The 23,842-nt window shown below is 44.8% G+C and carries 21 protein-coding genes; 4 read left to right on the forward strand and 17 right to left on the reverse strand.

All coding sequences use genetic code 11. The features are described from left to right. Positions 1-62 precede the first annotated feature (62 nt). From ispH to murJ, 6 genes are all read right to left on the reverse strand, one after another. A complete protein-coding gene (gene ispH, locus ACTS60_RS20055; RefSeq protein WP_440889699.1) occupies positions 63-1,028 on the reverse strand; it encodes a 4-hydroxy-3-methylbut-2-enyl diphosphate reductase in 966 nt (321 codons plus the stop codon). A gap of 24 nt (positions 1,029-1,052) precedes the next feature. Continuing rightward, the gene (gene fkpB / locus ACTS60_RS20060) at positions 1,053-1,484 is read right to left on the reverse strand and encodes an FKBP-type peptidyl-prolyl cis-trans isomerase (protein ID WP_005447933.1); all 432 of its coding nucleotides are present in this window, start codon (positions 1,482-1,484) and stop codon (positions 1,053-1,055) included. Positions 1,485-1,645: 161 nt separating this feature from the next. Then, positions 1,646-2,152: a signal peptidase II gene (gene lspA / locus ACTS60_RS20065; protein WP_440889700.1), complete on the reverse strand. Its 507-nt coding sequence runs from the start codon at positions 2,150-2,152 to the stop codon at positions 1,646-1,648. Positions 2,153-2,225: 73 nt separating this feature from the next. Further along, positions 2,226-5,054 (reverse strand): isoleucine--tRNA ligase, encoded by a 2,829-nt coding sequence (gene ileS / locus ACTS60_RS20070; protein WP_440889701.1) that lies wholly within the window; start codon positions 5,052-5,054, stop codon positions 2,226-2,228. 64 nt (positions 5,055-5,118) lie between these two features. Beyond that, on the reverse strand, positions 5,119-6,054 hold the full coding sequence (ribF, locus tag ACTS60_RS20075) for a bifunctional riboflavin kinase/FAD synthetase (RefSeq protein WP_440889702.1): 936 nt from the start codon (positions 6,052-6,054) through the stop codon (positions 5,119-5,121). 69 nt (positions 6,055-6,123) lie between these two features. Continuing rightward, entirely contained in the window at positions 6,124-7,686 is a 1,563-nt protein-coding gene (gene murJ, locus ACTS60_RS20080) for a murein biosynthesis integral membrane protein MurJ (RefSeq protein WP_440889703.1), read from the reverse strand. A gap of 294 nt (positions 7,687-7,980) precedes the next feature. Here murJ and rpsT point away from each other — a divergent pair, with 294 nt between their 5' ends. After that, positions 7,981-8,241, forward strand: coding sequence for a 30S ribosomal protein S20 (gene rpsT / locus ACTS60_RS20085; protein ID WP_005447926.1), 261 nt, complete (start codon positions 7,981-7,983; stop codon positions 8,239-8,241). 121 nt (positions 8,242-8,362) lie between these two features. Here the strand turns inward: rpsT and ACTS60_RS20090 are convergent, their stop codons facing one another. Further along, positions 8,363-8,659 carry an ArsR/SmtB family transcription factor gene (locus ACTS60_RS20090; protein ID WP_440889704.1) on the reverse strand — a complete coding sequence of 99 codons (297 nt, stop codon included), beginning with the start codon at positions 8,657-8,659 and terminating at the stop codon, positions 8,363-8,365. A gap of 133 nt (positions 8,660-8,792) precedes the next feature. Beyond that, positions 8,793-9,683: a transcriptional activator NhaR gene (nhaR, locus tag ACTS60_RS20095; protein ID WP_440889705.1), complete on the reverse strand. Its 891-nt coding sequence runs from the start codon at positions 9,681-9,683 to the stop codon at positions 8,793-8,795. 384 nt (positions 9,684-10,067) lie between these two features. Between nhaR and ACTS60_RS20100 the strand changes: the two genes are divergently transcribed. Then, positions 10,068-11,213 carry a Na/Pi symporter gene (locus ACTS60_RS20100; protein WP_440889792.1) on the forward strand — a complete coding sequence of 382 codons (1,146 nt, stop codon included), beginning with the start codon at positions 10,068-10,070 and terminating at the stop codon, positions 11,211-11,213. 479 nt (positions 11,214-11,692) lie between these two features. Here the strand turns inward: ACTS60_RS20100 and ACTS60_RS20105 are convergent, their stop codons facing one another. The 5 genes from ACTS60_RS20105 to rppH form a co-directional block, all read right to left on the reverse strand. After that, positions 11,693-12,544, reverse strand: coding sequence for a thymidylate synthase (locus ACTS60_RS20105; RefSeq protein WP_440889706.1), 852 nt, complete (start codon positions 12,542-12,544; stop codon positions 11,693-11,695). A gap of 9 nt (positions 12,545-12,553) precedes the next feature. Continuing rightward, a complete protein-coding gene (gene lgt / locus ACTS60_RS20110) occupies positions 12,554-13,375 on the reverse strand; it encodes a prolipoprotein diacylglyceryl transferase (protein WP_440889707.1) in 822 nt (273 codons plus the stop codon). An 88-nt stretch (positions 13,376-13,463) separates the two neighbouring features. Further along, positions 13,464-14,255, reverse strand: a complete 792-nt coding sequence (locus ACTS60_RS20115) for a sulfite exporter TauE/SafE family protein (protein WP_440889708.1) — start codon at positions 14,253-14,255, stop codon at positions 13,464-13,466. 6 nt (positions 14,256-14,261) lie between these two features. After that, positions 14,262-16,508, reverse strand: a complete 2,247-nt coding sequence (gene ptsP, locus ACTS60_RS20120; protein WP_440889709.1) for a phosphoenolpyruvate--protein phosphotransferase — start codon at positions 16,506-16,508, stop codon at positions 14,262-14,264. Between the two features lie 9 nt (positions 16,509-16,517). Beyond that, complete coding sequence (gene rppH, locus ACTS60_RS20125) at positions 16,518-17,036, reverse strand: RNA pyrophosphohydrolase (protein WP_010445987.1); 519 nt, start codon at positions 17,034-17,036, stop codon at positions 16,518-16,520. 618 nt (positions 17,037-17,654) lie between these two features. On the opposite strand from rppH, the gene mutH reads away from it, so the two are divergent. Beyond that, complete coding sequence (mutH, locus tag ACTS60_RS20130; RefSeq protein ID WP_440889710.1) at positions 17,655-18,335, forward strand: DNA mismatch repair endonuclease MutH; 681 nt, start codon at positions 17,655-17,657, stop codon at positions 18,333-18,335. Here mutH and ACTS60_RS20135 read toward each other — a convergent pair whose 3' ends face one another. Next, positions 18,336-18,647 carry a DUF6482 family protein gene (locus ACTS60_RS20135; protein WP_010445983.1) on the reverse strand — a complete coding sequence of 104 codons (312 nt, stop codon included), beginning with the start codon at positions 18,645-18,647 and terminating at the stop codon, positions 18,336-18,338. Between the two features lie 154 nt (positions 18,648-18,801). On the opposite strand from ACTS60_RS20135, the gene ACTS60_RS20140 reads away from it, so the two are divergent. Then, positions 18,802-19,836: an NADP(H)-dependent aldo-keto reductase gene (locus ACTS60_RS20140; RefSeq protein ID WP_010445981.1), complete on the forward strand. Its 1,035-nt coding sequence runs from the start codon at positions 18,802-18,804 to the stop codon at positions 19,834-19,836. A 117-nt stretch (positions 19,837-19,953) separates the two neighbouring features. On the opposite strand, the gene ACTS60_RS20145 is transcribed toward ACTS60_RS20140, so the two are convergent. From ACTS60_RS20145 to lysS, 3 genes are all read right to left on the reverse strand, one after another. Continuing rightward, a complete protein-coding gene (locus ACTS60_RS20145) occupies positions 19,954-20,205 on the reverse strand; it encodes a hypothetical protein (protein ID WP_010445979.1) in 252 nt (83 codons plus the stop codon). Positions 20,206-20,710: 505 nt separating this feature from the next. Continuing rightward, complete coding sequence (gene vpsR / locus ACTS60_RS20150) at positions 20,711-22,045, reverse strand: cyclic-di-GMP-binding transcriptional regulator VpsR (RefSeq protein ID WP_440889711.1); 1,335 nt, start codon at positions 22,043-22,045, stop codon at positions 20,711-20,713. Positions 22,046-22,289: 244 nt separating this feature from the next. Next, the gene (gene lysS, locus ACTS60_RS20155; protein WP_440889712.1) at positions 22,290-23,822 is read right to left on the reverse strand and encodes a lysine--tRNA ligase; all 1,533 of its coding nucleotides are present in this window, start codon (positions 23,820-23,822) and stop codon (positions 22,290-22,292) included. Positions 23,823-23,842: the final 20 nt, after the last annotated feature.

Here is a 23,842-nt window from a genome sequence, read left to right on the forward strand (position 1 = left end):
CATGTAGAAACATCCAACTAAAAAGGCGACCTCATGGTCGCCTTTTTAGTATTCGTACCGCCTTAATCAACTTGCTTGATTTGCAGCTCTTTTGGTACTTCGAAGAACATGTTCTCTTCACGACCAAGTACTTCGTCCACCGCTTGCGCGCCAACCAGTTCTTTGATTCGTTCTAGAATTTGGTTTACCAGTTCTTCTGGCGCTGATGCCCCCGCTGTCACACCAACTTTTACTTTTCCATCAAACCATTCTGGCTTAATGTCTTCTGGACAGTCAGTAAGGTAACCAGGCGTACCGAGTTTCTCTGCTAGCTCTTTGAGACGTGTTGAGTTCGACGAGTTCTTGGAACCTACCACGACCATCACATCTACGTCATTTGCAAGCTCACGCACCGCATCTTGACGGTTTTGTGTTGCGTAGCAGATATCATCTTTACGAGGGCCTTGGATATCTGGGAATACGCGGCGTAGCTCTTCAATCACATCTGCGGTTTCATCAACAGACAACGTGGTTTGGCTCACGTAATGCAGATCGGATGGATCTTTTACGATCGCTTTTAGCTTCTCAACGTCTGCTGGCGTTTCCACCAAATACATACCGCCAGTCTCACTGGAGTACTGACCCATCGTGCCTTCCACTTCAGGGTGACCAGCATGGCCGATCAGCACCACTTCCATATTACGGCGGCTTGCACGCGCCACTTCCATATGGACTTTGGTTACCAGTGGACAAGTTGCATCAAACACCGTTAAGTCACGTGATTTCGCTTCTTGGCGAACCGCTTGTGATACACCATGAGCGGAGAAAATCACAATGTTGTTGTCTGGCACTTCGTGCAGTTCTTCAACGAAGATCGCACCACGCTGCTTTAAGCCTTCGACTACAAAACGGTTATGCACCACTTCATGTCGAACATAGATAGGTGGCTGATACATTTCTAGCGCACGCTCTACGATACTAATCGCACGGTCAACACCAGCACAGAAACCACGTGGGTTAGCTAACAGGATTTTCATTTCATTGCTCATGGAGGTTATCTTTTATTTGGTTCGCTATTCTACTGACAAAATTTCGACTTCGAAAGTCACGTCTTGTCCCGCGAGTGGATGGTTGAAGTCCACTGTTACTGAGTCGCCAGCAATCTCAGTAATGATGCCTGGGATCTCCATGCCATCTGGACCACTGAACGCCATGATAGTACCGACTTCAACTTCCGCTTCGCCAACAAACTTAGTGCGATCCATATGGTGGATATGATCTGGGTTCGGCATACCAAAGGCGTCAGCCGCTTTTAGTTCGATCGCCTTTTGTTCACCTACTTGTAAGCCTAGTAGGCATTGCTCAAAGTTCTCACTCAAGCTGCCATCGCCCATGACGAATTTAGCAGGCTTACCCATATTGTGTGTGCTGTCTGCTACAGAGCCATCTTGCATTTTGATGGTGAAGTGCAGCGTTACTGCTGAATCTTGATTTATTGTTGTCACGTTACTGCTTCCTTGTTCTTGGGTTGTCCAGCTTTCTGTCTGATCACGTACTGTGATTGCTTTTTATTGTACGAAGATACGCGGATTGCGCTCCAACATAATAAAAAGCGTCGTCCGAATCAACGGACGACGCTTAGGGTTATTCGATATATCGCAAAAGATTACTTGTCAGCGTCCTTTTTGCGGAAGCCATCAAGAATGATCATTGCCGCACCAATACAGATGGTTGTATCTGCAAGGTTGAATGCTGGCCAATGGTAGTTACCCCAGAAGAAGTCTAGGTAATCAACAACAAAGCCATGAACCACACGATCAAACACGTTGCCCACTGCACCACCAATAATCAGCGCATAAGCGATGTTGTTCCATTTTTCTTTGGCTGGAAGCTTGCTCATCCAGTAAGTCAAAAGACCGGTTACAACGAACGCAATACCCGTGAATAACCAGCGCTGCCAACCCGCTTGATCACTCAAGAAGCTGAATGCCGCACCGTAGTTATGAACGTACAGTAGGTTAAAGAATGGCAGCACCTCAATTCGGTTTGCCCATCCATAGCCCATGTTGTCCATCACCACCAATTTGATGCCAATATCTGCAAGAAATACCAGAATCGCCAACCACAGCCAGCGCACTCCAGATTGCTTTAACGTCAGTGCTTTTTCACTCATTACTTTACCTACAAACAGCCCCAGTAAATACTGGGGCTGTTAATTTTAAAAAAAGTTCAGTCGTTCTGGATAATTACGCGAATTTACGTACTTCACCTTCACCATCAACGTTCGATACACAACGACCACAGATCTTCTCGTGACCTTCGATTGTGCCTACGTCTGGCGTGTGGTGCCAACAACGGTCACACTTCTCACCTTCTGCTGCTGCAACTTCAACGAACAAGCCGTCGATATCAGTTGCTTGTGCTGCATCAGTCTTCTCACTTAGAGGCTTAACTGTCGCTGCAGAAGTCAATAGAACGAAACGTAGTTCATCTTCTAGTTTGTTGATTTTCGCTGCTAGAGCATCATCAGCAAATAGCGTTACTTCAGCTTGAAGTGCACCACCAATGGTCTTCTCTTTACGCGCATCTTCTAGAAGTTTGTTTACCGCACCACGAACCGCTTGGATCTCAGTCCAGAATTCGTTGTTCAGCTCTTCACCTTCAGCAAGGCCGAATAGACCGTCGAACCACTCACCAGTGAATACGAACTTGTCGCGCTCGCCTGGCATTTCGTTCCAGATTTCATCTGCAGTGAACGACATGATTGGCGCCATCCAACGAACTAGCGCTTCTACGATGTAGTAAAGTGCAGTCTGACAGCTACGTTGAGCGTGACCGCCACGTTTTGCTGTGTACTGACGGTCTTTGATTACGTCTAGGTAGAAAGAGCCCATTTCGATTGAACAGAACTGCATTAGACGTTGAGTCACACCGTGTGTGTTGTACTCTTCGTATGCTTTTACGATCTCTTCTTGCGCAGCTAGTGCACGACCAACCGCCCAGCGATCTAGCGCAACCATTTCTTCAACAGGAACAATGTCTGTCTCTGGGTTGAAGCCGCTTAGGTTAGCTAGGAAGAAACGCGCTGTGTTACGGATACGACGGTACGCATCTGCGCTGCGTTTTAGGATTTCATCAGAAACCGCAACTTCACCAGTGTAGTCTGTAGAAGCAACCCATAGACGAAGAATGTCAGCACCTAGCTTGTTGGTTACGTCTTTTGGCGCAACAACGTTACCGATAGATTTCGACATCTTACGACCGTGACCGTCAACCACGAAGCCGTGTGTCAGTACTTGTTTGTAAGGTGCTTCGTCTTTCATCGCAATAGATGAAATTAGCGAAGACTGGAACCAACCACGGTGTTGGTCAGAACCTTCTAGGTATAGATCTGCACTGTTACCGTTGTACTCTTCACGAGCATCAACAACAGAGAAGTGTGTAACACCTGAATCGAACCATACGTCTAGCGTATCTAGTACTTTTTCGTATTGGTCAGCGTCAGCACCTAGTAGTTCAGCTGCATCAACATCCCACCATGCTTGAATACCTTTCTCTTCAACCAGCTTAGCAACCTTCTCGATCAGCTCTAGCGTGTTTGGATGAAGTTCTGCTGTTTCTTTGTGAACGAACAGAGCGATTGGCACACCCCAAGTACGTTGACGAGAGATACACCACTCAGGGCGACCTTCGATCATACCTTCGATACGGCTTTGACCCCACTCAGGCATCCACTCTACGCTCTTGATTGACTCTAGAGCTTTAGCACGTAGGCCAGCTTGGTCCATAGAAACGAACCATTGAGGCGTAGCACGGAAGATAATAGGAGTCTTATGACGCCAACAGTGTGGGTAGCTGTGCTCGTAAGCGTGGTGGTGTAGTAACGCACCTTTCTCTTTTAGTACTTCGACTACTGCATCGTTCGCTTTAAATACGTGCTGACCAGCAAATAGCTCTGTGTCTGGTAGGTAAACACCGTTTGAACCAACTGGGTTCGCCACTTCTAGGTTGTATTTGTTACCAACCGCGAAGTCTTCTTGACCGTGACCAGGTGCAGTGTGAACAACACCAGTACCTGAATCAGTTGTAACGTGATCACCAAGGATCGCCGGTACAGTGAAATCGTAGAATGGGTGTTGGAACTGAGAAAGCTCTAGATCCGCACCTTTTGCAAAGCCTAGGTTGTGGAAGTGCTCGATACCCGCACGATCCATTACGTCTTTCGCTAGTTCAGAAGCCACGATGATACGCTCAGCGTTGTCACCTTCTGTTTGGATAAGTACGTACTCTAGATCATCACGTAGACATACTGCGCGGTTTGCTGGCAGTGTCCAAGGCGTTGTTGTCCAGATAACAATAGATACGTCACCGTGACCTTCATGACCTTCAGTCAGTTCAAACTTAGATAGCAGTGCCGCTTCGTCTGCCGCTTTAAAACGAACATCGATAGATGGCGATACTTTATCTTTGTACTCAACTTCAGCTTCAGCAAGAGCTGAGCCACAATCTGTACACCAGTGAACTGGTTTAAAACCTTTCAGTAGATGACCTTTGCTTGCGATCTTACCTAGTGCACGGATGATGTTCGCTTCAGTAGCGAAGTCCATAGTGCGGTATGGCTTGTCCCATTCACCCATGATACCAAGACGTTTGAAGCTCTCTTTCTGACCTTCAACTTGGCCTGCTGCGTATTCACGACATTTCTCGCGGAATTCTGCAGCCGTCACTTTTTGGCCTGGTTTGCCTACTTTCTTCTCTACCATCAGTTCGATTGGCAGACCGTGACAGTCCCAGCCTGGAATGTATGGTGCGTCAAAACCTGAAAGTGTTTTGGATTTAATAATAATGTCTTTAAGAATCTTGTTTAGTGCGTGACCAATGTGAATGTCACCGTTCGCATAAGGAGGGCCATCGTGTAATACGAATGACTTTTTGCCTTTCTTAGCTTTACGGATTTCACCGTAAAGATCTTCTTTGTACCAACGCTGAAGCATTTCTGGCTCACGATTGGCCAGGTTGCCGCGCATTGGAAACCCTGTTTCAGGTAAATTCAGGGTATCTTTATACTCACTCATCGATTCTTAATTCCGTTATATTGGGCGAAAATTAGACATTATGTTGCACGGTGGAATAAACCGCTCAACGCTTAAGCTGACGCAGCCACACCCTTGCTGCTTCAGCATCCAATTCAATTTGTTGTTTAAGTGCTTCAAACGACTCAAACTTTTGCTCATCTCGAAGTTTGTGCAAAAGTTCCACTTCTAGCTGTCTGCCATATAAATTAGCGTGAAAGTCGAATAAGTGTACTTCTAACTGCTGACGAACACCATTAACTGTTGGGCGTTGGCCTATATTAGCGACACCACCAATTGGCTTATTTCCTAAGCCAAGCGCTTGAACAACATAGACTCCGGAAACCGGAGATACACAGCGCTTCAACGGAATGTTTGCAGTAGGGAACCCAATGGTTCGACCTAGCTTTCTTCCGTGTGAAACACGACCGCTGATGCTGTAGTTTCTTCCCAGCATCTCTTGTGCGGAATGCAAATCATCACGAGCTAGTGCCTGACGGATAGCCGTGCTACTCACTCGTAATTGCTGTAGACAAAAGCTCTGGGTACTCACGACTTCAAAGCCGTATTTTTTCCCAGCATCTTGTAACATTGCGAAGTTGCCAGTTCGACCTTTGCCGAAGCAAAAATCATCACCAATAACCAGAAACTTAACACCCAATCGCTCCACCAACAAGTCACGGATAAACTCTTCCGCCGTTAGGTCAGCAAAATGACGATTGAAGTTAACACACAGCAGGCGATCAATACTGAGCTTACTCAGTTGAACAAACTTATCACGTAGCCTTGTTAACCTTGCCGGTGCCTTATCTCGGGCAAACAACTCCATCGGCTGAGGTTCAAAGGTCATCACAACTGAAGATAACGAAAGTTTCTCCGCTTGTTCTGACACTTGCTGCAATACTTGTTGATGGCCTCTATGTACACCATCGAAATTGCCAATAGTCAGTACGCAACCGTGATGGCGCGACTTGATATTGTGAATGCCTCTAATCAGTTCCATTGGATACTGCTTTATGCCTCTGTTTTACTTTGCACTGTGTGAAACTGACGGATTATATACCAATCCACCTTATTCTGTCCCAGCTTTTAGGTCTTTTAAACGTACGCCGAGTAAAAACACCACGGCAAGGTAAACGCTGGCACCCAGTGCAATCAACATTCCCAGTACGCCACTACGGTGAGCAAAACTCCAATTTAACCAAACAGACATATCTTCTAACTGCCATAAGATAGCCGCGACCATCGCCGCACCAGCCACCATCAAACGTATAATGAATAAGACTGTTCGTTTGGTCACTTGGTATACCTCAGCGATATGTAGACCACGGTAAAGCAGCGCCATGTTTACAAAAGCAGAAAGTGCTGTCGCAATAGCCAGACCAACGTATCCATAAAAGTAAGCGAAGATCGCGTTGAAAACCATGTTGGTCAGCATTGCAATAATGCCGTATTTCACTGGAGTTTTAGTGTCTTGGCGCGAGTAGTACCCCGGCGCAAGAACTTTAATCAACATAAAGTTAAGCAAGCCAGAAGCGTACGCTAATAAAGAGAGAGAGGCTTGGTGCACGTCTTGTGGAGAGAATTCGCCACGCATAAACAACACCATTAACATTGGCTTCGCGAGTACCATCAAACCAAGCATCGCAGGAATACCTAGTAAGGTAACCATGCGTACGCCCCAATCCATCGTATGAGCAAAACCTTCACTGTGTGCGTCTACGTGTTTACGCGACAATGCAGGGAGAATCACCGTCGCAATCGCGATACCAAATAGGCCAAGTGGGAACTCCAATAAGCGATCAGAGTAGTAAAGCCAACTGATAGAGCCTGTTTGTAAGAAGCTAGCAATAAAGGTGTCAAACAACAGGTTGATTTGGCTTACCGACACACCAAATAGAGCTGGAATCATCAGTGTGCGGATCTTCACCACGCCCGGATCGCGCCAGCCCCATTTAGGCTTAACCATCACACCGGCTTTAATAAGAAAAGGGATCTGAAATAGAAACTGAACCAAACCGCCAAGAAAAACACCGATAGCAAGACCTATCTCTGGCTGCGACATCTGTGGAGAAATAAACCATGCCGCCAAGATGATCATTACATTGAGGAAAACCGGAGTAAAAGAAGAAACCGCAAATTTACCTAATGTATTGAGAATGGCTCCCGATAAGGCAACAAAAGTGATGAACCATAAATAAGGAAAGGTAATCTTGAGCATTACGCTAGCAAGTTCGAACTTCTCAGCCGCAGGACCACCATGCATCCAATCTAGGAACCACCCAAAGCCAAAAAGTGCTGTCACGACACCGGAGCCTAAAACCCCGAGAATGGTAACAATAGAGACGATCACGCCCAATGTACCAGCAGCACGAGCAATCAACTCACGCGTTTTATCCATGTCACCTTGGGCATGACTTTCTGTTAAGACCGGCACAAACGCCTGAGAAAACGCGCCTTCAGCAAATAGACGGCGTAAAAAGTTAGGAATTTTATTGGCAAAAAAGAAGACGTCGGCACTCGCACCGGCCCCCATCAAGTTTGCTACTACTACATCACGAACTAAACCTAGGACGCGCGAAATTAATGTCATGGCACTGACGATCATGCCAGACTTGAGCAGTCGTTTACTCACTGTAACCTCAGAATATCACCAAAAGATAGCCAACCCTATTCCTCTAAGCCTTTGAAAGCTCCAAATGGGCGTTAAAAATATATCCGTTTATTGTCAGATCTAGGCGGATAATTATTAGCAATGGTCTAAAAATGCTGTTAGAATCCCCGCCATCTTAACCGCGATGACCTTTCTTACCAAAATTTGTTTTGGTTTCGATGGGTTTTTGCACAAATCATTTGACATTTAGGCGCAAATGAGGGATAGTCCTCGCCCTTAAATTGTCATAGAAATAAGTTTTTGGGAGTTAGACCCTTGGCAAATAGTAAATCTGCTAAGAAGCGCGCTATCCAAGCTGAGAAACGTCGTCAGCACAATGCTAGCCGTCGCTCAATGATGCGTACTTACATGAAGAAAACTGTTGCTGCTATCGAAGCAGGCGACAAAGAAGCTGCAACTGCTGCATTCGCTGCAGTTACACCTATCCTAGACCGCATGGCGACTAAAGGCCTTATTCACAAGAATAAAGCAGCTCGTCATAAGTCTCGTTTCACTGCTCAAATCAAAGCTCTTTAATAGAAATTTGATTCTACAGTGAAGAAAAAACCGGCTTACGCCGGTTTTTTTATATCTTAAATTTGAGATATAAATATTAAAAAAGCTGGCAACTGCCAGCTTTTCACATTTTTGAACTCGATTAGCCATCACAATAGAGGTGGTGGAGCGTTTTAATCAACGCTTTTACTTCACTACTTCGCAGTGTGTAGTACACCGTTTGTGCTTCTTTTCTTGTTGTGACTAATTCATCACGGCGCAGCCAAGCTAAATGCTGAGACAGAGCTGACTGACTTAACTCTAACTTTGCACACAGCTCCCCAACCGACAATTCTTGGTTGTGTAACATGCAAAGAATTTGTAGTCGTCGCTCATTTGCCATCGCCTTGAGCAACACGACGGCTTTAGCGGAGTTTTGCTCCATTTCTTGTAGATTCATGTGTTGGACCTCTAGCTACAACATACTTTTCCAACTTTGGCCAGCTTGTTGTTTTGTTGTGTTACAAAGATTTTATAATTTCGACTTATAATTTTATCGATAGTAATCTATTTGATTGAGCAACGAAACGTGTTCATTCAAACATTTGGCTAAAATCTGCATCACATACATTCTTTACTGCTGGGTGTTGGATCATTCGCTCAGCAAAAATCACGTAATATTCTTCTTTAAGGTCTTCTACGTGACCAATCAACTGCAAATTTCGGTCATCTTCAATCTCTGACATATAAACCGTCGGCGCTAAAAAGATGACATCATCGCGATAGCGAGCAAAGGCTTTCATCAACGCAACATCGTCAAACTCACCCAACACATCCGGCTGTAAACCTTGACGATCAAACCATTGCAGTACCTTACGCCCCATCGCGGTGCGACTCCCAGGGATTAACAGCTTCTTCTTTTCTAATACTTCAGGAAACTTCACCGCTGCAATTTCAGAAGAAGCAAAAAAGCTCATACCACTTTCGCCAAGCTTTTTACTATACAAACCCGGGCTTTGTGTTGAATCCACCGGACAGTCAGAAAGAATCATATCCAGCTTGTGCTGTGATAAACGCTCTAATAGAAGCTCGTGAGTCGATTCGTAGCAACGTAAATGGATACTGTTGTCTTCAGGAACCGTGGTCATCAACACTTTACTGACGAGGCGTTTAGAAAGGGCATCGGCAACGCCGACTTCGAATAGGATATTGGAGTGTTGGCTATAGTTAACAATATCGAGCATTTCATAGCTCAAGCCAAACATACGGTCTGCATACTTGAACACCAATTGCCCCAACTCAGTTGGTTCAACAGTTCGACCATTTCGCTTAGTTAACTTTCCCTTCATACGGTCTTCAAGAGCTTTGATCTGGCCAGTCACTGTTTGTGGCGTCAAGAATAATGCATCTGCAGCCTTAGTAACTGAACCTTGCTTACATACCATCCAGAAGTAATAAAGGTGGTTATAGTTTAAATGTGACATCGACAGCCCCGTTAAAAAGATGACTTTTTTATATCAAATGTGACAACGACTAACAAGATATTCGGCAAAACTTACAATAATCATTAAAGAGCATGGTTTTTTCGAAGTTACCATATTCACACTGTCACAAAACTTGAAGCAAAACGCACTTTTTTAATCCAGAATGCAATCAACCAAGCCGATTTACATAAGAAATTAACTCTTAAATATCATTAACTTATAATGATATGCCTTTTTACTTCCACGTAATCATCAAAAAGAATAATAAAAATCCGCCATAGCAATCGAACTGTAATATTACTGAAATATTTAATCTCTAACATCGCCCTCAGTTTCAACAACAGACCAAATAAACGAACTGAAAGGTCCACGGAGAAAATTATGATGAACCAAGCTACTTCTACAGCAGCACCAATCTCGAGTACAACTCGCTGGTTACGCTGGGCTAACTTGGCATTCATGTTGTATCTGCTTCTTCTAGCAGTATCTATGGTTGGTAGCGGTTTCAAATGGGCGACTGGCGATCAAGCTAAAGTACTTTTTGAATTTGCGTCTCACCCAGTCGCAGGTCTAATGATCGGTTTGGTGGCTACGGCACTGATCCAATCTTCAAGTACCGTAACTTCTATTATTGTAGGTTTGGTTGCAGGTGGTCTACCTGTAGAAACCGCTATCCCTATGGTAATGGGTGCTAACATCGGTACAACCGTAACAAATACTCTTGTTTCGCTTGGCCACGTACGTTGTAAAGAAGAATTCAAACGTGCATTCGCAAGCGCAACAATCCACGATTTCTTCAACCTACTTGCGGTACTGATCTTCCTACCACTGGAAATGATGTTTGGCATCCTAGAGAAAATTTCTCACTGGTTGGTATCACCGCTACTAAAAACAGGTGATATGAGCATGGGTGGTTTTGACTTCATCAAGCCAATCACTAAACCTGTGGTCAGCGCGATTAAAGAGCCTCTATCTACATTTGGTGACACCATGGGTGGTGTAGCACTAATCGCTCTAGGTATCGGTACTATCTTCGTAGCTATCACTGTTATGGGTAAGCTAATGAAGAGCCTAATGGTTGGTCGTGCTCGTGACATTCTTAAGAACGCAATCGGTCGTGGCCCTATCCACGGTATCGTATCGGGTTCTGTAGTAACGGTTCTTGTTCAGTCTTCATCTACGACAACAAGTCTAATGGTTCCACTAGTTGGCTCAGGTGTTCTAAAAGTACGTGACATCTACCCGTTCACTCTAGGTGCAAACATCGGTACATGTATCACGGCTCTACTAGCAGCAACAGCGGTATCTGGCGAGTTCGCAGTATTCGCACTACAGATTGCACTAGTACACCTAACGTTCAACATTCTGGCGACACTGTTTATCTTCGGTATCCCGTTCCTTCGTGAGATCCCAGTGAAATGTGCGGAAGTGATTTCCGAAATGGCTATCAAGAACAAAGCAGTTGTGGCGGGTTACCTTCTAGCAGTATTCATCGTGCTACCAGGTTCTATCCTAGCTATGACAGCATAGCAATAAGATTATCATCGCTTATTTTAGGCTCCACTTCGGTGGGGCCTTTTTTCGTTTTGGAGAAGCGAGAAGCGAGAAGCGAGAAGCGAGAAGCGAGAAGCGAGAAGCGAGCTTATTTTGTATTTCTGAGAACAAGTCCTGTCAACACCCTTCGGAGCCAAATGGCTTTCATGCCCCCTTCAACATTCGCCTCTCGACTCCTATAGCGAAGTGCTCGCATTTCTTAATCACGCAGTAAACGGTGCTAAAAGAGATTCCCGACGACACTCCTTCGTAGCTTTCGGGAATGACACCATTTGATTTCAGAGTGCTTGAACGTCATCCTCAAGAGCGAGGCACGAGCGAGTTGGAGATATTTTATTCCCTCTCACATCTCGGAGCGAAGCGTTCCTCAGGGCAAAGCCCGTTCCCTTCTATCCCTGCCCTTCAGGCGTAAAAAAGCCGCCCATCAAGGCGGCTTAGAAAACTCAACATACTCGTTAAACTGAGAATGGGTACTGAATTGGATCGTGGTGCTCGTAACCTTCTACCCAGAAGTCATCTAGGGTTACCCACGTCTCTAAATCTTCTAAAGATTTGATTTCTGGGTTGATGTGGAAGGTCGCAGCTTTAAGTGGCTCACGCTTCAACTGAATATCACGCATTGGCGCAAGCTGATCTTCATAGATGTGTGCATTAACAATTTTGTGGTACGCCTGACCTGGCTTCTTGCCCGTGATCTGCGCCATGATTGCTAAAAATACATACACTTGAACCATGTTGAAGTTCAGGCCTAACGGCACGTCACAAGAACGCTGCGTGCTGTTTAGATACAGCGTATCGCCAAGTAGTGAGAAGTGGTGGCTGTACATGCATGGACGTAAGCAACCCATATGGAACTCACCTGGGTTGTAGAAATTTAGGATTTCGCCACGGTCATCAACACCGCGCGTTAAATCATCCACAATCTTACGCAGTTGGTCGATATGACCACCGTCTGGCTTCGCCCATGAACGACCTTGAACGCCGTATACGCGTCCCATGTCGTCTTCACCTTTACGGTGTGGGTTATTTAGCCATGCTTCATTTAGGTTTGCGTTCGCATCCCACGTTTTCGTACCTAGCTTACGGAAATCTTCTGCGTTGTCGTAGCCTCGGATATAACCCAGTAGCTCGGCAACTGCCGCTTTCCAGAAACTTTTACGCGTTGTCACTAATGGGAATTGGTTGTTGGCAACATCGTAGGTCAAGTCTGCGTTGATCACCGTTAGGCAGCGCTTGCCTGTTCGTTCGTTTTCAACCCAAGTGCCTTGGTCAACGATACGCTGACACAAATCTAAATACTGTTTCACACCAATTCCTTACTTCGTTTCTGCTTGGACTTTGTCTTGGTAAAGACCTCGTTTGTATGCCCAAACCATCATAAGCACGCCTAGAATGATCATTGGTGAAGATAGGATTTGCCCCATCGAAACGTAACCACCAAATAGACCAAGCTGTGCATCCGGTTCGCGAACAAACTCGACTAGGAAACGGAATGTACCATATCCAGCCAAAAATAGCCCTGATACCGCACCTAAAGGACGAGGCTTTTTGATAAACCAGTTCAAGATGAAGAACAGTACAATGCCCTCTAGGAACATCTCATAAAGCTGAGATGGGTGGCGAGGCAGTGGGCCGCCATTCGGGAAGATGATCGCCCATGGCACATCCGTTACGCGTCCCCAAAGTTCGCTGTTCATGAAGTTACCCATACGCCCCATGCCAAGACCAAATGGTACTAGCGGTGCAACAAAGTCAGCGACACCGAAGAACGTACGACCATTCTTACGTGCATACCAGAACATGGCGGTAATAACACCTAATAGACCACCATGGAACGACATGCCGCCCGTCCAAACTTTAAATAAGTACAGCGGATCCGCTAAGAACAGGTCGAAGTTGTAGAAAATAACATAGCCAACACGACCACCAATCACAACCCCAAGGAAACCCGCAAACAACAAGTCAGAAACTTGCTCACGCGTCCAACCACTACCCGGCTTATCTGCACGACGATTTGCTAACCATAGTGCAAACATGAAGCCGACTAGATACATCAAACCGTACCAACGAACAGAAACAGGACCAATAGAGACTAAAACCGGATCAATATTGGGAAATTCAAAGTATCCCTGAGACATAAATCATTCTCTTCTTATTACTAATAAAACAAATATACCCGAGTAACCTCAAGATGCTCGGTTCAGCGGGAATAAATTGGCTATAAAGTTACAGCAACATGGTCGCTGCAACAAACATCAAGAATACGGCAAAAATCTTCTTCAAGACCGCCGTAGGAAGGTTGGTTGCCATCTTTGCGCCGACTTTCGTCGTGAGCATCGACGTCATAGCAATCGCGAGCAGAGCTGGTAGATAAACATAGCCAATACTGTAGTCAGGTAAACCTTCCACTTTGTAACCATGTAAAATGAATCCAATCATACCCGAAATCGCAATTACGCAGCCACACACCGAAGAGGAGCCAACGGCTTTACGCATTTCAATACCATGCTTATTTAGGAAAGGCACCGATAGTGAACCACCGCCAATCCCCGCAAGACTCGATACCACTCCAATTCCCGTTCCGTACATCATAGTGACCGGACTACTCGGCATTGGCTTCTCTCGTTTAGTTCTGATTGAACGGAACATCTGTACTGCCAAGCACAGAACAATTATACCAAAGACTTTGGGCAGGTAATGTGTCGGTATCCACTCGGCAATATTGGCACCAACAAAACCGCCAATAACCACACCTGGCATCAGCCATTTGATGACGAACATATCGACATTGCCAAGCTTAAGGTGATTAAGTGCAGATGAGCCCGAAGTGATGATGATACTCGCCAATGACGTTGCTAACGCCATATGCATACTCATTTCAGGAGCAATGCCAGCAAGAGGAAGAAGGTAAAGTAGTGCAGGTACGACAATAAGTCCGCCTCCAATACCAAGAAGCCCCGCCATGACACCGACAAAAGCGCCTAGCGCGAGCAATATTATAAATAAAGAGATGGTCACTGTTACCTACTTCTTACCTGCACGAATAAAGCCAGCAAAGCCTTGTTGAATAAAGAAATCATGCATCATCTGATGAATTTCTTGCCCGTAAGAGCATGACATGGCTTTCTTGACGAGTTTTTCGAGTTCTTTTTGTTGGCTATGACGAATCAAATACTTCACCTTCGCCACGTTCGAGGTATTCATACTCAAACTGTTGTAGCCTAACCCTAGCAATAACAGCGCCCCAAATGGGTCCCCCGCTAACTCACCACAAATACAAACTGGTACTTGATATTGATGACAAACATCATGAATTTGCTTTAACGCCAGTAACACTGCAGGATGCATGGATTCATAGACATCTGCAACGCGGGAATTGTTCCGGTCCACCGCCAATAAATATTGCGTTAAGTCGTTAGTCCCCACCGATACGAAGTCAACACGATGAGCAATGGCAGGCAGCAAATAGACCATCGATGGTACTTCGATCATCACCCCAACCTTTGGAGCTTGAATACGTTCATCTAGCAGTACCACTTCACTGTAAGCTTGATTAATCAAGGTAATCGCGTCATCGAACTCTTTGATACCAGATATCATTGGCAGCAAAATACTTAGATTACCACTATCTGCACTGGCTCTGAGCATTGCCCGTAATTGGATCAAGAAAATATCAGGGTGATCCAAAGTAAAGCGAATACCACGCCAACCTAAAAACGGATTATCTTCATCAATAGGCAGATAAGGTAATGGCTTATCACCACCGATATCCAAGGTACGCATTACGACACGTTGATTTGGATAGCTATTGAGAATCGCTTGATACTGATGATACTGCTCATCTTCTGAAGGAAAGTGATGCTGAAGTAAAAAAGCTATTTCAGTTCGATATAAACCCACACCATCAACACCGGAGTTAATGGCAATATTGCTATCTGCACTTAAACCAGCATTGAGCATCACTTCAATATAATAATCGTCTTGGGTAATTGCTGGCAGCGCTAAATCTTTGTTCACCATCGCGAACAATTCAGATTCTTCACTAACTAGGCTACGATACTCTCGCAACAATTGTCGATTAGGTTCAAGGTAGATCTCCCCTGAGTAACCATCCACAATTCCTTGCTTGCCATTTACCTCTTGGGGATTGATATTTGCTCCCATGATGGCTGGCACACCAAGAGCGCGAGATAAAATCGCAGCATGAGAGTTAGCGGCCCCCTCAAGGGAAACAACAGCCAGTAAATGCTGCTTTGGTATCGAGGCAAGTAGCGTCGCTGTCAGCTCATTGGCAACTAAAACAACTGGACGATCGATTGATACATGTTCTTGTTCGCTGTTATGCAAAAAGTACAATAATCGTTGCCCTAACTCTCGAATGTCTTGTGCACGTTCACGAAGATAAACATCCGACATTCGAGCAAAACGGTTTGAGTAGGTTTCGACCACTTGGCGTAAAGCCCAGTCCGCACGGTCACCTTTTTCGATCTGTTTCTTAAGATCGCCACGTAACATAGGATCATTCAGTAAGTGAGTAAACAGGTCGAAAATAGCTAAGGCGTCTTTGTTGATTTCGCTATCGAACTTCTTACGCATACGGCGAAAATCGCTAAGCGCCCTTTCCACTGCAACCGCAAGTAACTCATGTTCACGCTCTTTATCTAAGGCAGAGGCAGGGAATACATCACTTAAGTTTGGCTGAGTATCATCAAACCAGAATTCACCAATCGCCACCCCTGTAGAGGCTGGTAAGCCTTTTATCACCGTGGGTGTTGAGGTTAATTGCCAGTGACCAAGACTTTGAGCATGCGCGATCAACACCGCAATCTGCGCTGACAAAGTGACAAGAAAAGACTCTTCCATCTCACTAAACAAACGTGGCTCTTTTTGTTGGATTACCAACACGCCAAGTACTTGTTTACGATGAATAATTGGAGTGCCTAGGAAGGAATGATAGACCTGCTCACCAAGTTGCGGAAAAAACTTGAAATCAGGATGAGTGGAAGCTTCTGCTAAATTCAACGGTTCAGCACTGCGCTTGACCAAGCCGACTAAACCCTCATTGAAGTTGATATGAATGCTATCGCCTTCAAAAAGAAGGCCTTGAGTTGCCATCAACTCAAGGCGCTGCATTTCTTGGTTAGCAAGATAGATAGTACAACACTCAGTGCATAGGGCTGCACAAGTCTCTTTTACCAGTATATCGAGTGCGAGATGAAGATCATCGACTCTGGAGACTTTTTCAACTATTTCCCTTAGCTGACTAAGCATATTAACCCTCTATCTACGTTGCTTTTTTCTTTTCCCTTTCGTCTTTCGCTCTCGAAAAGGCATGGCTAAAGATGCAAACTCTTTCATTGCACGACGATAAACATCTCGCTTGAAAGAAACAACTTGCCTAACTGGATACCAATAACTTACCCAGCGCCAACCATCAAATTCAGGGGATTTCCCACGCTGCATATTGATATGCGATTCATCGCAATCCAATCGCAGTAGAAACCATTTCTGTTTTTGGCCGATACAAACAGGCTTGGAGTCCCATCGCACCAATCGCTTTGGTAACTTATATCTTAACCAATGACGACTTGTCGCGATGATCTTAACGTCTTTTTTCGTCAGACCGACTTCTTCATATAACTCCCTGAACATAGCTTGTTCAGGTGTTTCACCTTCGTCAATTCCACCTTGTGGAAATTGCCATGAGTGTTGCCCGTATCGTTTAGCCCAGAAGACCTGACCATGGTTATTACAGATCACAATACCAACGTTCAGTCGGTAACCATCGCCATCTATCACCGGCTAACCTCTATGAATAATTTTTTATTACCGTGATTTTTCCACATATCCCCATTACTAGCAAACTTACTGATGTGATATGAGCAAGATTTATTAGCTTTGAACCATTTTTGGATATCTTTTGAACAGACTTTACTTTATCAACACAACTTTGAGACATAGCCCACATTTATTCACCTTTTCTGTGAATAACTTTGTGAAGAAAACGCGATCAACAAACTTTTTTGCTCAAAACCATTACAAACAGAATTATCACCCTGAAAGCAAAATAAGCATAAACCAATGATTAATATAATATAAATCAACAAAACGATTAAGTAACAAACTACTTTTTTTTGATGATCTTTTCACCAAACTTAGATCGGTCAAAGATCGCTCAATTGGTAATTTATCCACATCACACAGGTAAGACTTCATGCCATCTCAATAAAATCAAGTGTAGTTCATCGTTTTAACCCCTGTTTATTCATCCAGCCCAAGCAGAGATCCTATTGCTCACTTCCTAATCTGTGGATAAGTTATGAATTGATCATTCTTAATCCAGCTCGATGAAATCTTCAACAGAGGATTTTCCTCAAATTTGCTAGACTAGACGTTTTCCAATACCACCTTGTCTTTATGAAACCAGAACCACAATCTGAAGCAGAGCTGATGGAACGTGCGCAAGACATCGCAGGCTTAAGCTTTGCAGAACTTGCCGAAGAAGCCGGCATGGCCGTTCCTGAAAATTTAAAACGCGATAAAGGGTGGGTAGGCCAATTGCTCGAATGGCACTTGGGGGCACCAGCGGGCAGCAAACCGCAGCAAGATTTCGCTAAGCTAGGGATCGAGCTAAAAAGCATTCCGATCAGCTACTCAGGCAAGCCGTTGGAGACGACATTTGTCTCAGTCGCACCATTGACTGGTGTGCAAGGCTTAACATGGGAAACAAGCCATGTACGTAACAAACTATCTCGGGTGCTTTGGGTTCCTGTAGAAGGCGAGCGCGAGATTCCGTTGGCTGAGCGCCGCGTCGGGAGCCCGTTGATTTGGTCACCGGATGAAGAAGAAGAGTTGACCCTGAAAAACGATTGGGAAGAGTTAATGGAGTTGATCGTACTGGGCAAGTTTGATCAAATTTCCGCCAGACACGGAGAAGCGCTGCACTTACGTCCGAAAGCTGCAAATGCGAAAGCTTTAACGGAAGCGTACAGTTCGAACGGAAAACCAATCAAAACCCTACCTCGCGGTTTCTATCTCAGGACACAGTTTACTGAGCAGATCCTACTGAAGCATTATATTAACGCCCAATCAGAGTAACTAATGCGTTACCAGTGACAGTTCAATATCACAGTATGAGGCTGCGCCATCGCTACCACATTCATCGTACGCGTTGTGCAGTCTCAAGTACGCTTTATCAATCCCTAACCTAAGCAGCTCCTCTTTCACCAAGTCCAATGATCCAAAATGAATCGGATCTTCACCATCTTTTATCGGCTCGAGTTGGTGTTTGTACTCCACTGCTAATAGATAGTCAGAGACATCAGAACAACCTATCACAAAGACCTTCGGTGTTTTATAGGAGTCCTTGTGGTGGCCATGCAACCACATGTCGAGTTGATGCTTCTGCATAATGCACCTCCTTCACAAGATCCTTTAAGTCTAGTTAGCGTATTGATAAGTTTCGAGTTAACTATAAAGCGAAAACTAAATCATTTGCGACCACGACTAAAAATCCCCTATATTGGAATGACTTATTCAGTCGGTAACTCTTCAAGGATGTGAAATGCAATATACGAAACTACCGCACTCATCACTCGAGATCAGTAAGATCTGCCTTGGCACTATGACGTTTGGTGAGCAAAATACCGAACAAGAAGCGTTTCAGCAGCTCGACTTTGCCCTCGATCATGGGGTGAACTTTATCGATACAGCAGAGATGTATCCCGTTCCACCAAAGGCAGAGACACAAGGACTCACTGAGCAATACATTGGTAATTGGTTAGCGAAAAGTGGCAAGCGAGAGAAAGTGGTATTGGCAACGAAGGTCGCAGGCCCACGTAGCGTCCCGTACATTCGTGAGAACATGAGCCTTAACCGCCGCCATATTCATACCGCTATCGATGACAGCTTAAAGCGCCTGCAAACCGATTATGTCGACCTGTACCAATTGCACTGGCCGCAGCGCCAAACCAACTGCTTTGGTCAACTCAACTACCCCTACCCAGATAAGCAAGAAGAAGTCACGCTGATCGAAACCCTTGAAGCGCTGACCGAACTAGTTAAAGCAGGTAAGGTACGTTACATCGGTGTATCGAATGAAACCCCATGGGGTGTGATGTCACTGCTGCGTTTAGCAGAAAAACACGATCTGCCGAGGATAGTTTCAATCCAAAACCCATATAACTTATTGAACCGTAGCTTTGAAGTTGGCTTGTCTGAAATCAGTCATTACGAAGGCGTTCAGCTACTTGCATACTCACCACTGGCGTTTGGCTGCTTGAGCGGTAAATACCTAAACGGAGCGAAACCTGAAGGCGCACGTTGCACGATTTGGGAGCGCTTTGCTCGCTACTTCACCCCGCAAGGCATAAAAGCCACCGAAGCATACGTCAACCTAGCTCGTGACCACGGTTTAGATCCCTCACAAATGGCACTGGCGTTTGTGAACCAGCGCCCGTTTGTTGGCTCGAACATCATTGGCGCAACTAACCTAGAGCAGCTTAAATCAAACATCGACAGTATCGATATTCATTTAAGTGAAGAGTTACTCAATGACATCCAAGCGATTGGCACTACTTACTCGAACCCGTGCCCATAGCGTTTCATTTCCCAATAGACCAAAAACAAAAGAGGCTAACCACATGGTCAGCCTCCTTTGCTTGTATTAAGCCCAAATTGAATCAAATGTACTAGAGAGTTCAATCTGGGCTTTGAATTACGTCGGTATTCGCGATGTTAAGACACGACGAAGGTGACGAACTTGGCGCTCAACTTTGACTGCATCAGGAATGCAAGTTTGAGTTGAACGACCTTCTTTATCTAAACCAATATCCCTGAGCAAGTGTTCGTTGGTCCAAGGGATATTGTGAGAGCTACGACGAACCATACTCTGCCATTGCTTTTCTTCACGTTTTAGATCCGCTTTTAGCAACACAGTAGCGAGTTTTAGATAGATAGAGTGACGCATAATTTTTCTCCAAATTACGATAAATGATCGACTGGGAAAAATAGTGCATTCTTTAACAGAAAGATTCTGTTGATACTAAGCCGCTACTTTTCCGCAGCCTAGTGAAAATAGATAGGTTACGGATTAATTATATCTAATGAGCCAGTGGTATCCTTTATGATCGCATCAAAGGTTGAGCGAACAGAAGGCATACGATCAGCGCAAGCAGTAGTGTTAACAACGTAATGTTTCATCTTGCGCCTCCTAGCTAAAAATTAATCCGTGATTGATGTGGTATAACTCTTTGAGTTACGGCTAAATTGTAAGCAACATAGGATATTATTCAAACAATTTTTGTCCTTTCTATTAAAAACAAATCAATAACCTAAAATTAGGTTTCATATGGTTTTTCGAATAACATATTCACCTGTGGAATATATAAAGCTTCGAGTTTTATAAATGATTGCATTCGAAGTACAAAAAAGGAGCGACAATACGCTCCTCTTTTCCTTTGACACCTAGTAACTTAAACCACCTGCTCTGATATCAAATTATGTTTGTTTAGCAAACGATACATGGTAGCTCGAGATACTCCTAGCTCTTTCGCCGCGTTCGATACTTGCCCTGAATGAGATTCGAGAACCACTAATAACGCATCACGCTCACTCTTTTCGCGAATTGACTTTAAGCTTCTCTTTGCATCATTTCGTTGAGGCAAGTCGAGGTGATGTTCTTCGATAATGACACTGTCCGACATTAACACCGCACGCTTAATCTGGTTCATTAGTTCTCGAACATTACCTGGCCAAAAGTAACGCGTCAGAGATTTAAGTGCATCTTCAGAAAAGCCCTTCGCTTGAGAGTTATACTCTTTAGAAAACTCTTGCAGATAATAACGAGCCAGTAGGCCTATATCGCTAGCACGCTCTTTAAGGCTCGGTACATTGATACGTAGCACATTAATGTAATGGTATAGTTCTTCATTAAAATCACCATCAATCAACGCCTTTTCCACATCTGATGAGTTAGCGGCAAGAACTCGAACATTCACTGTTTTTAAGCCATCTCGGGTCTCAATTGTGCCTTCTTGCAAAAATCGCAACAGGTTCATTTGCTGCTCTTTTGAGATAGTTAAAATGTCGTTGAACAAAACAGTACCGCCATCAGCCTGCTCCATAATACTTGGCTCAGCCACATCTTCATCGCTAGCCCCAAAGACTTCCGCTTGAAAACGCTGTTCATTCAACGCACGGCATTTTACTGACAAAAATGGTTTGTGTGCTCGAGAAGAGACTTTATGGATAGCACGCGCTACCGCTTCTTTACCAGTACCGCTTTCACCATAGATAAGGATACTCACATCCGTTGGACCAATACGTTTCACTTGATCACGTAGACGCTTCATAGGGATTGATTCACCCACCAGCCCCATATCTAAGCTGTTACCAAAGCTTGGCCACACTTTCTTCTCTAGCTTGAGCATACCAAGCTGGTGACCAATGGTACTTAGTAACTGCGCATCTGGAATTGGCGCAGTAAAAAAGTCGATACAAAAGTTCACAATGAACTGGCAAATGGTATCGGTACCGAGTTGTGACTCACGAATGAAGGCTAACCAACGAACATGTTTGTGAGAACTCACTAAGTTTGCTAAGCCGTTGAGGCTAAACTCATCGTGACTTAAATCTACAATACCTATGCAGGGGCCAATGTCCTCAAGGAGCGTATTCGCCTTACGCAGGTCACCCACTTGGTGACACTTCCATCCGACTTGTTCTAATACTGATAACCAAGGTTCGTAAGTACCGCCAACTACTACCAGCGACCCCGGAATGGAATCCATCTTAAACTGCCCAGCCATTCTTTAACCCTTAAATTCTGTTAATAGAAAATTCGCTCCACAAACCAAACTTTGCGAACTGGTAACATTATCGAGACTATCACCCGATTAGTCTGTCTCAATATTAAGACTATGCAACAGATTGCGATTTGGCGAATAATTTCTCTATTAAATTACTCGTCATCAAATTCAAATGGTTGAATAACGTCAAATTTCGAACATAAAAAAACCACCCGAAGGTGGTTTTTTTGATCATCCTGCCAAATTACGCTTGTGGGCGCATTGCTGGGAATAGGATTACGTCACGGATTGTGTGCGTGTTAGTCAGCAGCATAACTAGGCGGTCGATACCGATACCTTGACCTGCTGTTGGTGGTAGGCCGTGCTCTAGTGCAGTGATGTAGTCTGCATCGTAGAACATTGCTTCATCATCACCAGACTCTTTCGCTTCAACCTGTGCTTTGAATCGCGCATCTTGGTCTTCTGCATCGTTAAGCTCAGAGAAGCCGTTTGCCACTTCACGACCACCGATGAAGAATTCAAAGCGGTCTGTGAAGAATGGGTTGTCATCGCTACGGCGAGCCAGTGGAGAAATATCCGCTGGGTAGCCAGTGATGAATGTAGGCTGCATTAGCTTAGGTTCAGCAGTTTCACCGAAGATCTCTTCAAGAAGCTGACCACATGTCCAGAAAGGTTCTACTTCAACGTGAACAGATTTCGCGATAGAAACCATTAGTTCACGGTTTTGAATGTCTTCTTCTGTTAACGCTTGGATTTGCGCGTGGTCTGGGTTGTAGTGTTTGATTGCTTCGAACATGCTCATACGAGTGTAAGTGCCACCAAACTCAACCGTGTCATCACCGTAAGGCATTGACGTTGAACCTAGAACTTCTAGAGCTACAGAGCTTAGTAGTTCTTCAGTTAGATCCATAAGGTCTTTGTAGTCCGCGTACGCCATGTAGAATTCCATCATTGTGAATTCTGGGTTATGACGTGGAGAAAGACCTTCGTTACGGAAGTTACGGTTGATTTCGAATACGCGATCGAAACCACCTACAACTAGACGCTTCAGGTATAGCTCAGGAGCGATACGTAGGTACATTGGCATGTCTAGTGCGTTGTGGTGCGTGATAAATGGACGCGCACTCGCACCGCCAGGGATAACGTGCATCATTGGCGTTTCAACTTCCATGAACTGTTTAGAGATCATGAAGTTACGGATTGCAGACATCACTTTAGAGCGCACTACGAACGCTTGGCGAGATTCTTCGTTAACGATTAGGTCAACGTAACGTTGGCGGTAACGCATCTCTTGGTCAGTTAGACCGTGGAACTTCTCTGGTAGTGGACGCAGTGCTTTAGTTAGCAACTCGTACTCTTCCATGTTCACGTATAGGTCGCCTTTACCAGACTTGTGTAGCGCACCTTTAACACCGATGATGTCACCGATATCTAGACCTTGGTACTGGTCTTTAAGTACTTTTTGTACCGCTTTGTCAGCGTAAGCTTGGATACGGCCAGAAGTTTCTTGGATTACTAAGAATGGACCACGCTTAGCCATGATACGGCCAGCGATTGCAACTACGTGGTTAAGCTCTTCTAGCTCTTCCTTCGACTTTTCACCGAACTCTTTTTGAAGGTCGCCCGCTAGTGCGTCACGACGAAAGTCGTTTGGGTGGCCATTTGCTTTGCAGCTCTTTCGGATTGCATCCAGTTTAGCGCGGCGCTCAGCAATTAGCTTATTCTCTTCTTGTGTAGAGGCTTCTTGTACAGTTTCGTTTTGAACAGCATCAGTCATTTTCGATGTATCCTGTTTTT

The sequence above is a fragment of the Vibrio sp. WZ-1 genome (genome assembly GCF_052037695.1).
GTDB lineage: Bacteria > Pseudomonadota > Gammaproteobacteria > Enterobacterales > Vibrionaceae > Vibrio.

What these genes read in the sequence shown, in the direction of transcription:
- ACTS60_RS20100 (WP_440889792.1), top strand. Translation starts at nt 10,068, where the DNA reads ATGAACCAAGCTACTTCTACAGCAGCACCAATCTCGAGTACAACTCGC.
- ACTS60_RS20145 (WP_010445979.1), bottom strand. Translation starts at nt 20,205, where the DNA reads ATGCGTCACTCTATCTATCTAAAACTCGCTACTGTGTTGCTAAAAGCG.
- ACTS60_RS20140 (WP_010445981.1), top strand. Translation starts at nt 18,802, where the DNA reads ATGCAATATACGAAACTACCGCACTCATCACTCGAGATCAGTAAGATC.
- mutH (WP_440889710.1), top strand. Translation starts at nt 17,655, where the DNA reads ATGAAACCAGAACCACAATCTGAAGCAGAGCTGATGGAACGTGCGCAA.
- lysS (WP_440889712.1), bottom strand. Translation starts at nt 23,822, where the DNA reads ATGACTGATGCTGTTCAAAACGAAACTGTACAAGAAGCCTCTACACAA.
- ileS (WP_440889701.1), bottom strand. Translation starts at nt 5,054, where the DNA reads ATGAGTGAGTATAAAGATACCCTGAATTTACCTGAAACAGGGTTTCCA.
- lgt (WP_440889707.1), bottom strand. Translation starts at nt 13,375, where the DNA reads ATGTCTCAGGGATACTTTGAATTTCCCAATATTGATCCGGTTTTAGTC.
- nhaR (WP_440889705.1), bottom strand. Translation starts at nt 9,683, where the DNA reads ATGTCACATTTAAACTATAACCACCTTTATTACTTCTGGATGGTATGT.
- ACTS60_RS20090 (WP_440889704.1), bottom strand. Translation starts at nt 8,659, where the DNA reads ATGAATCTACAAGAAATGGAGCAAAACTCCGCTAAAGCCGTCGTGTTG.
- ribF (WP_440889702.1), bottom strand. Translation starts at nt 6,054, where the DNA reads ATGGAACTGATTAGAGGCATTCACAATATCAAGTCGCGCCATCACGGT.
- ACTS60_RS20135 (WP_010445983.1), bottom strand. Translation starts at nt 18,647, where the DNA reads ATGCAGAAGCATCAACTCGACATGTGGTTGCATGGCCACCACAAGGAC.
- ispH (WP_440889699.1), bottom strand. Translation starts at nt 1,028, where the DNA reads ATGAGCAATGAAATGAAAATCCTGTTAGCTAACCCACGTGGTTTCTGT.
- lspA (WP_440889700.1), bottom strand. Translation starts at nt 2,152, where the DNA reads ATGAGTGAAAAAGCACTGACGTTAAAGCAATCTGGAGTGCGCTGGCTG.
- ptsP (WP_440889709.1), bottom strand. Translation starts at nt 16,508, where the DNA reads ATGCTTAGTCAGCTAAGGGAAATAGTTGAAAAAGTCTCCAGAGTCGAT.
- vpsR (WP_440889711.1), bottom strand. Translation starts at nt 22,045, where the DNA reads ATGGCTGGGCAGTTTAAGATGGATTCCATTCCGGGGTCGCTGGTAGTA.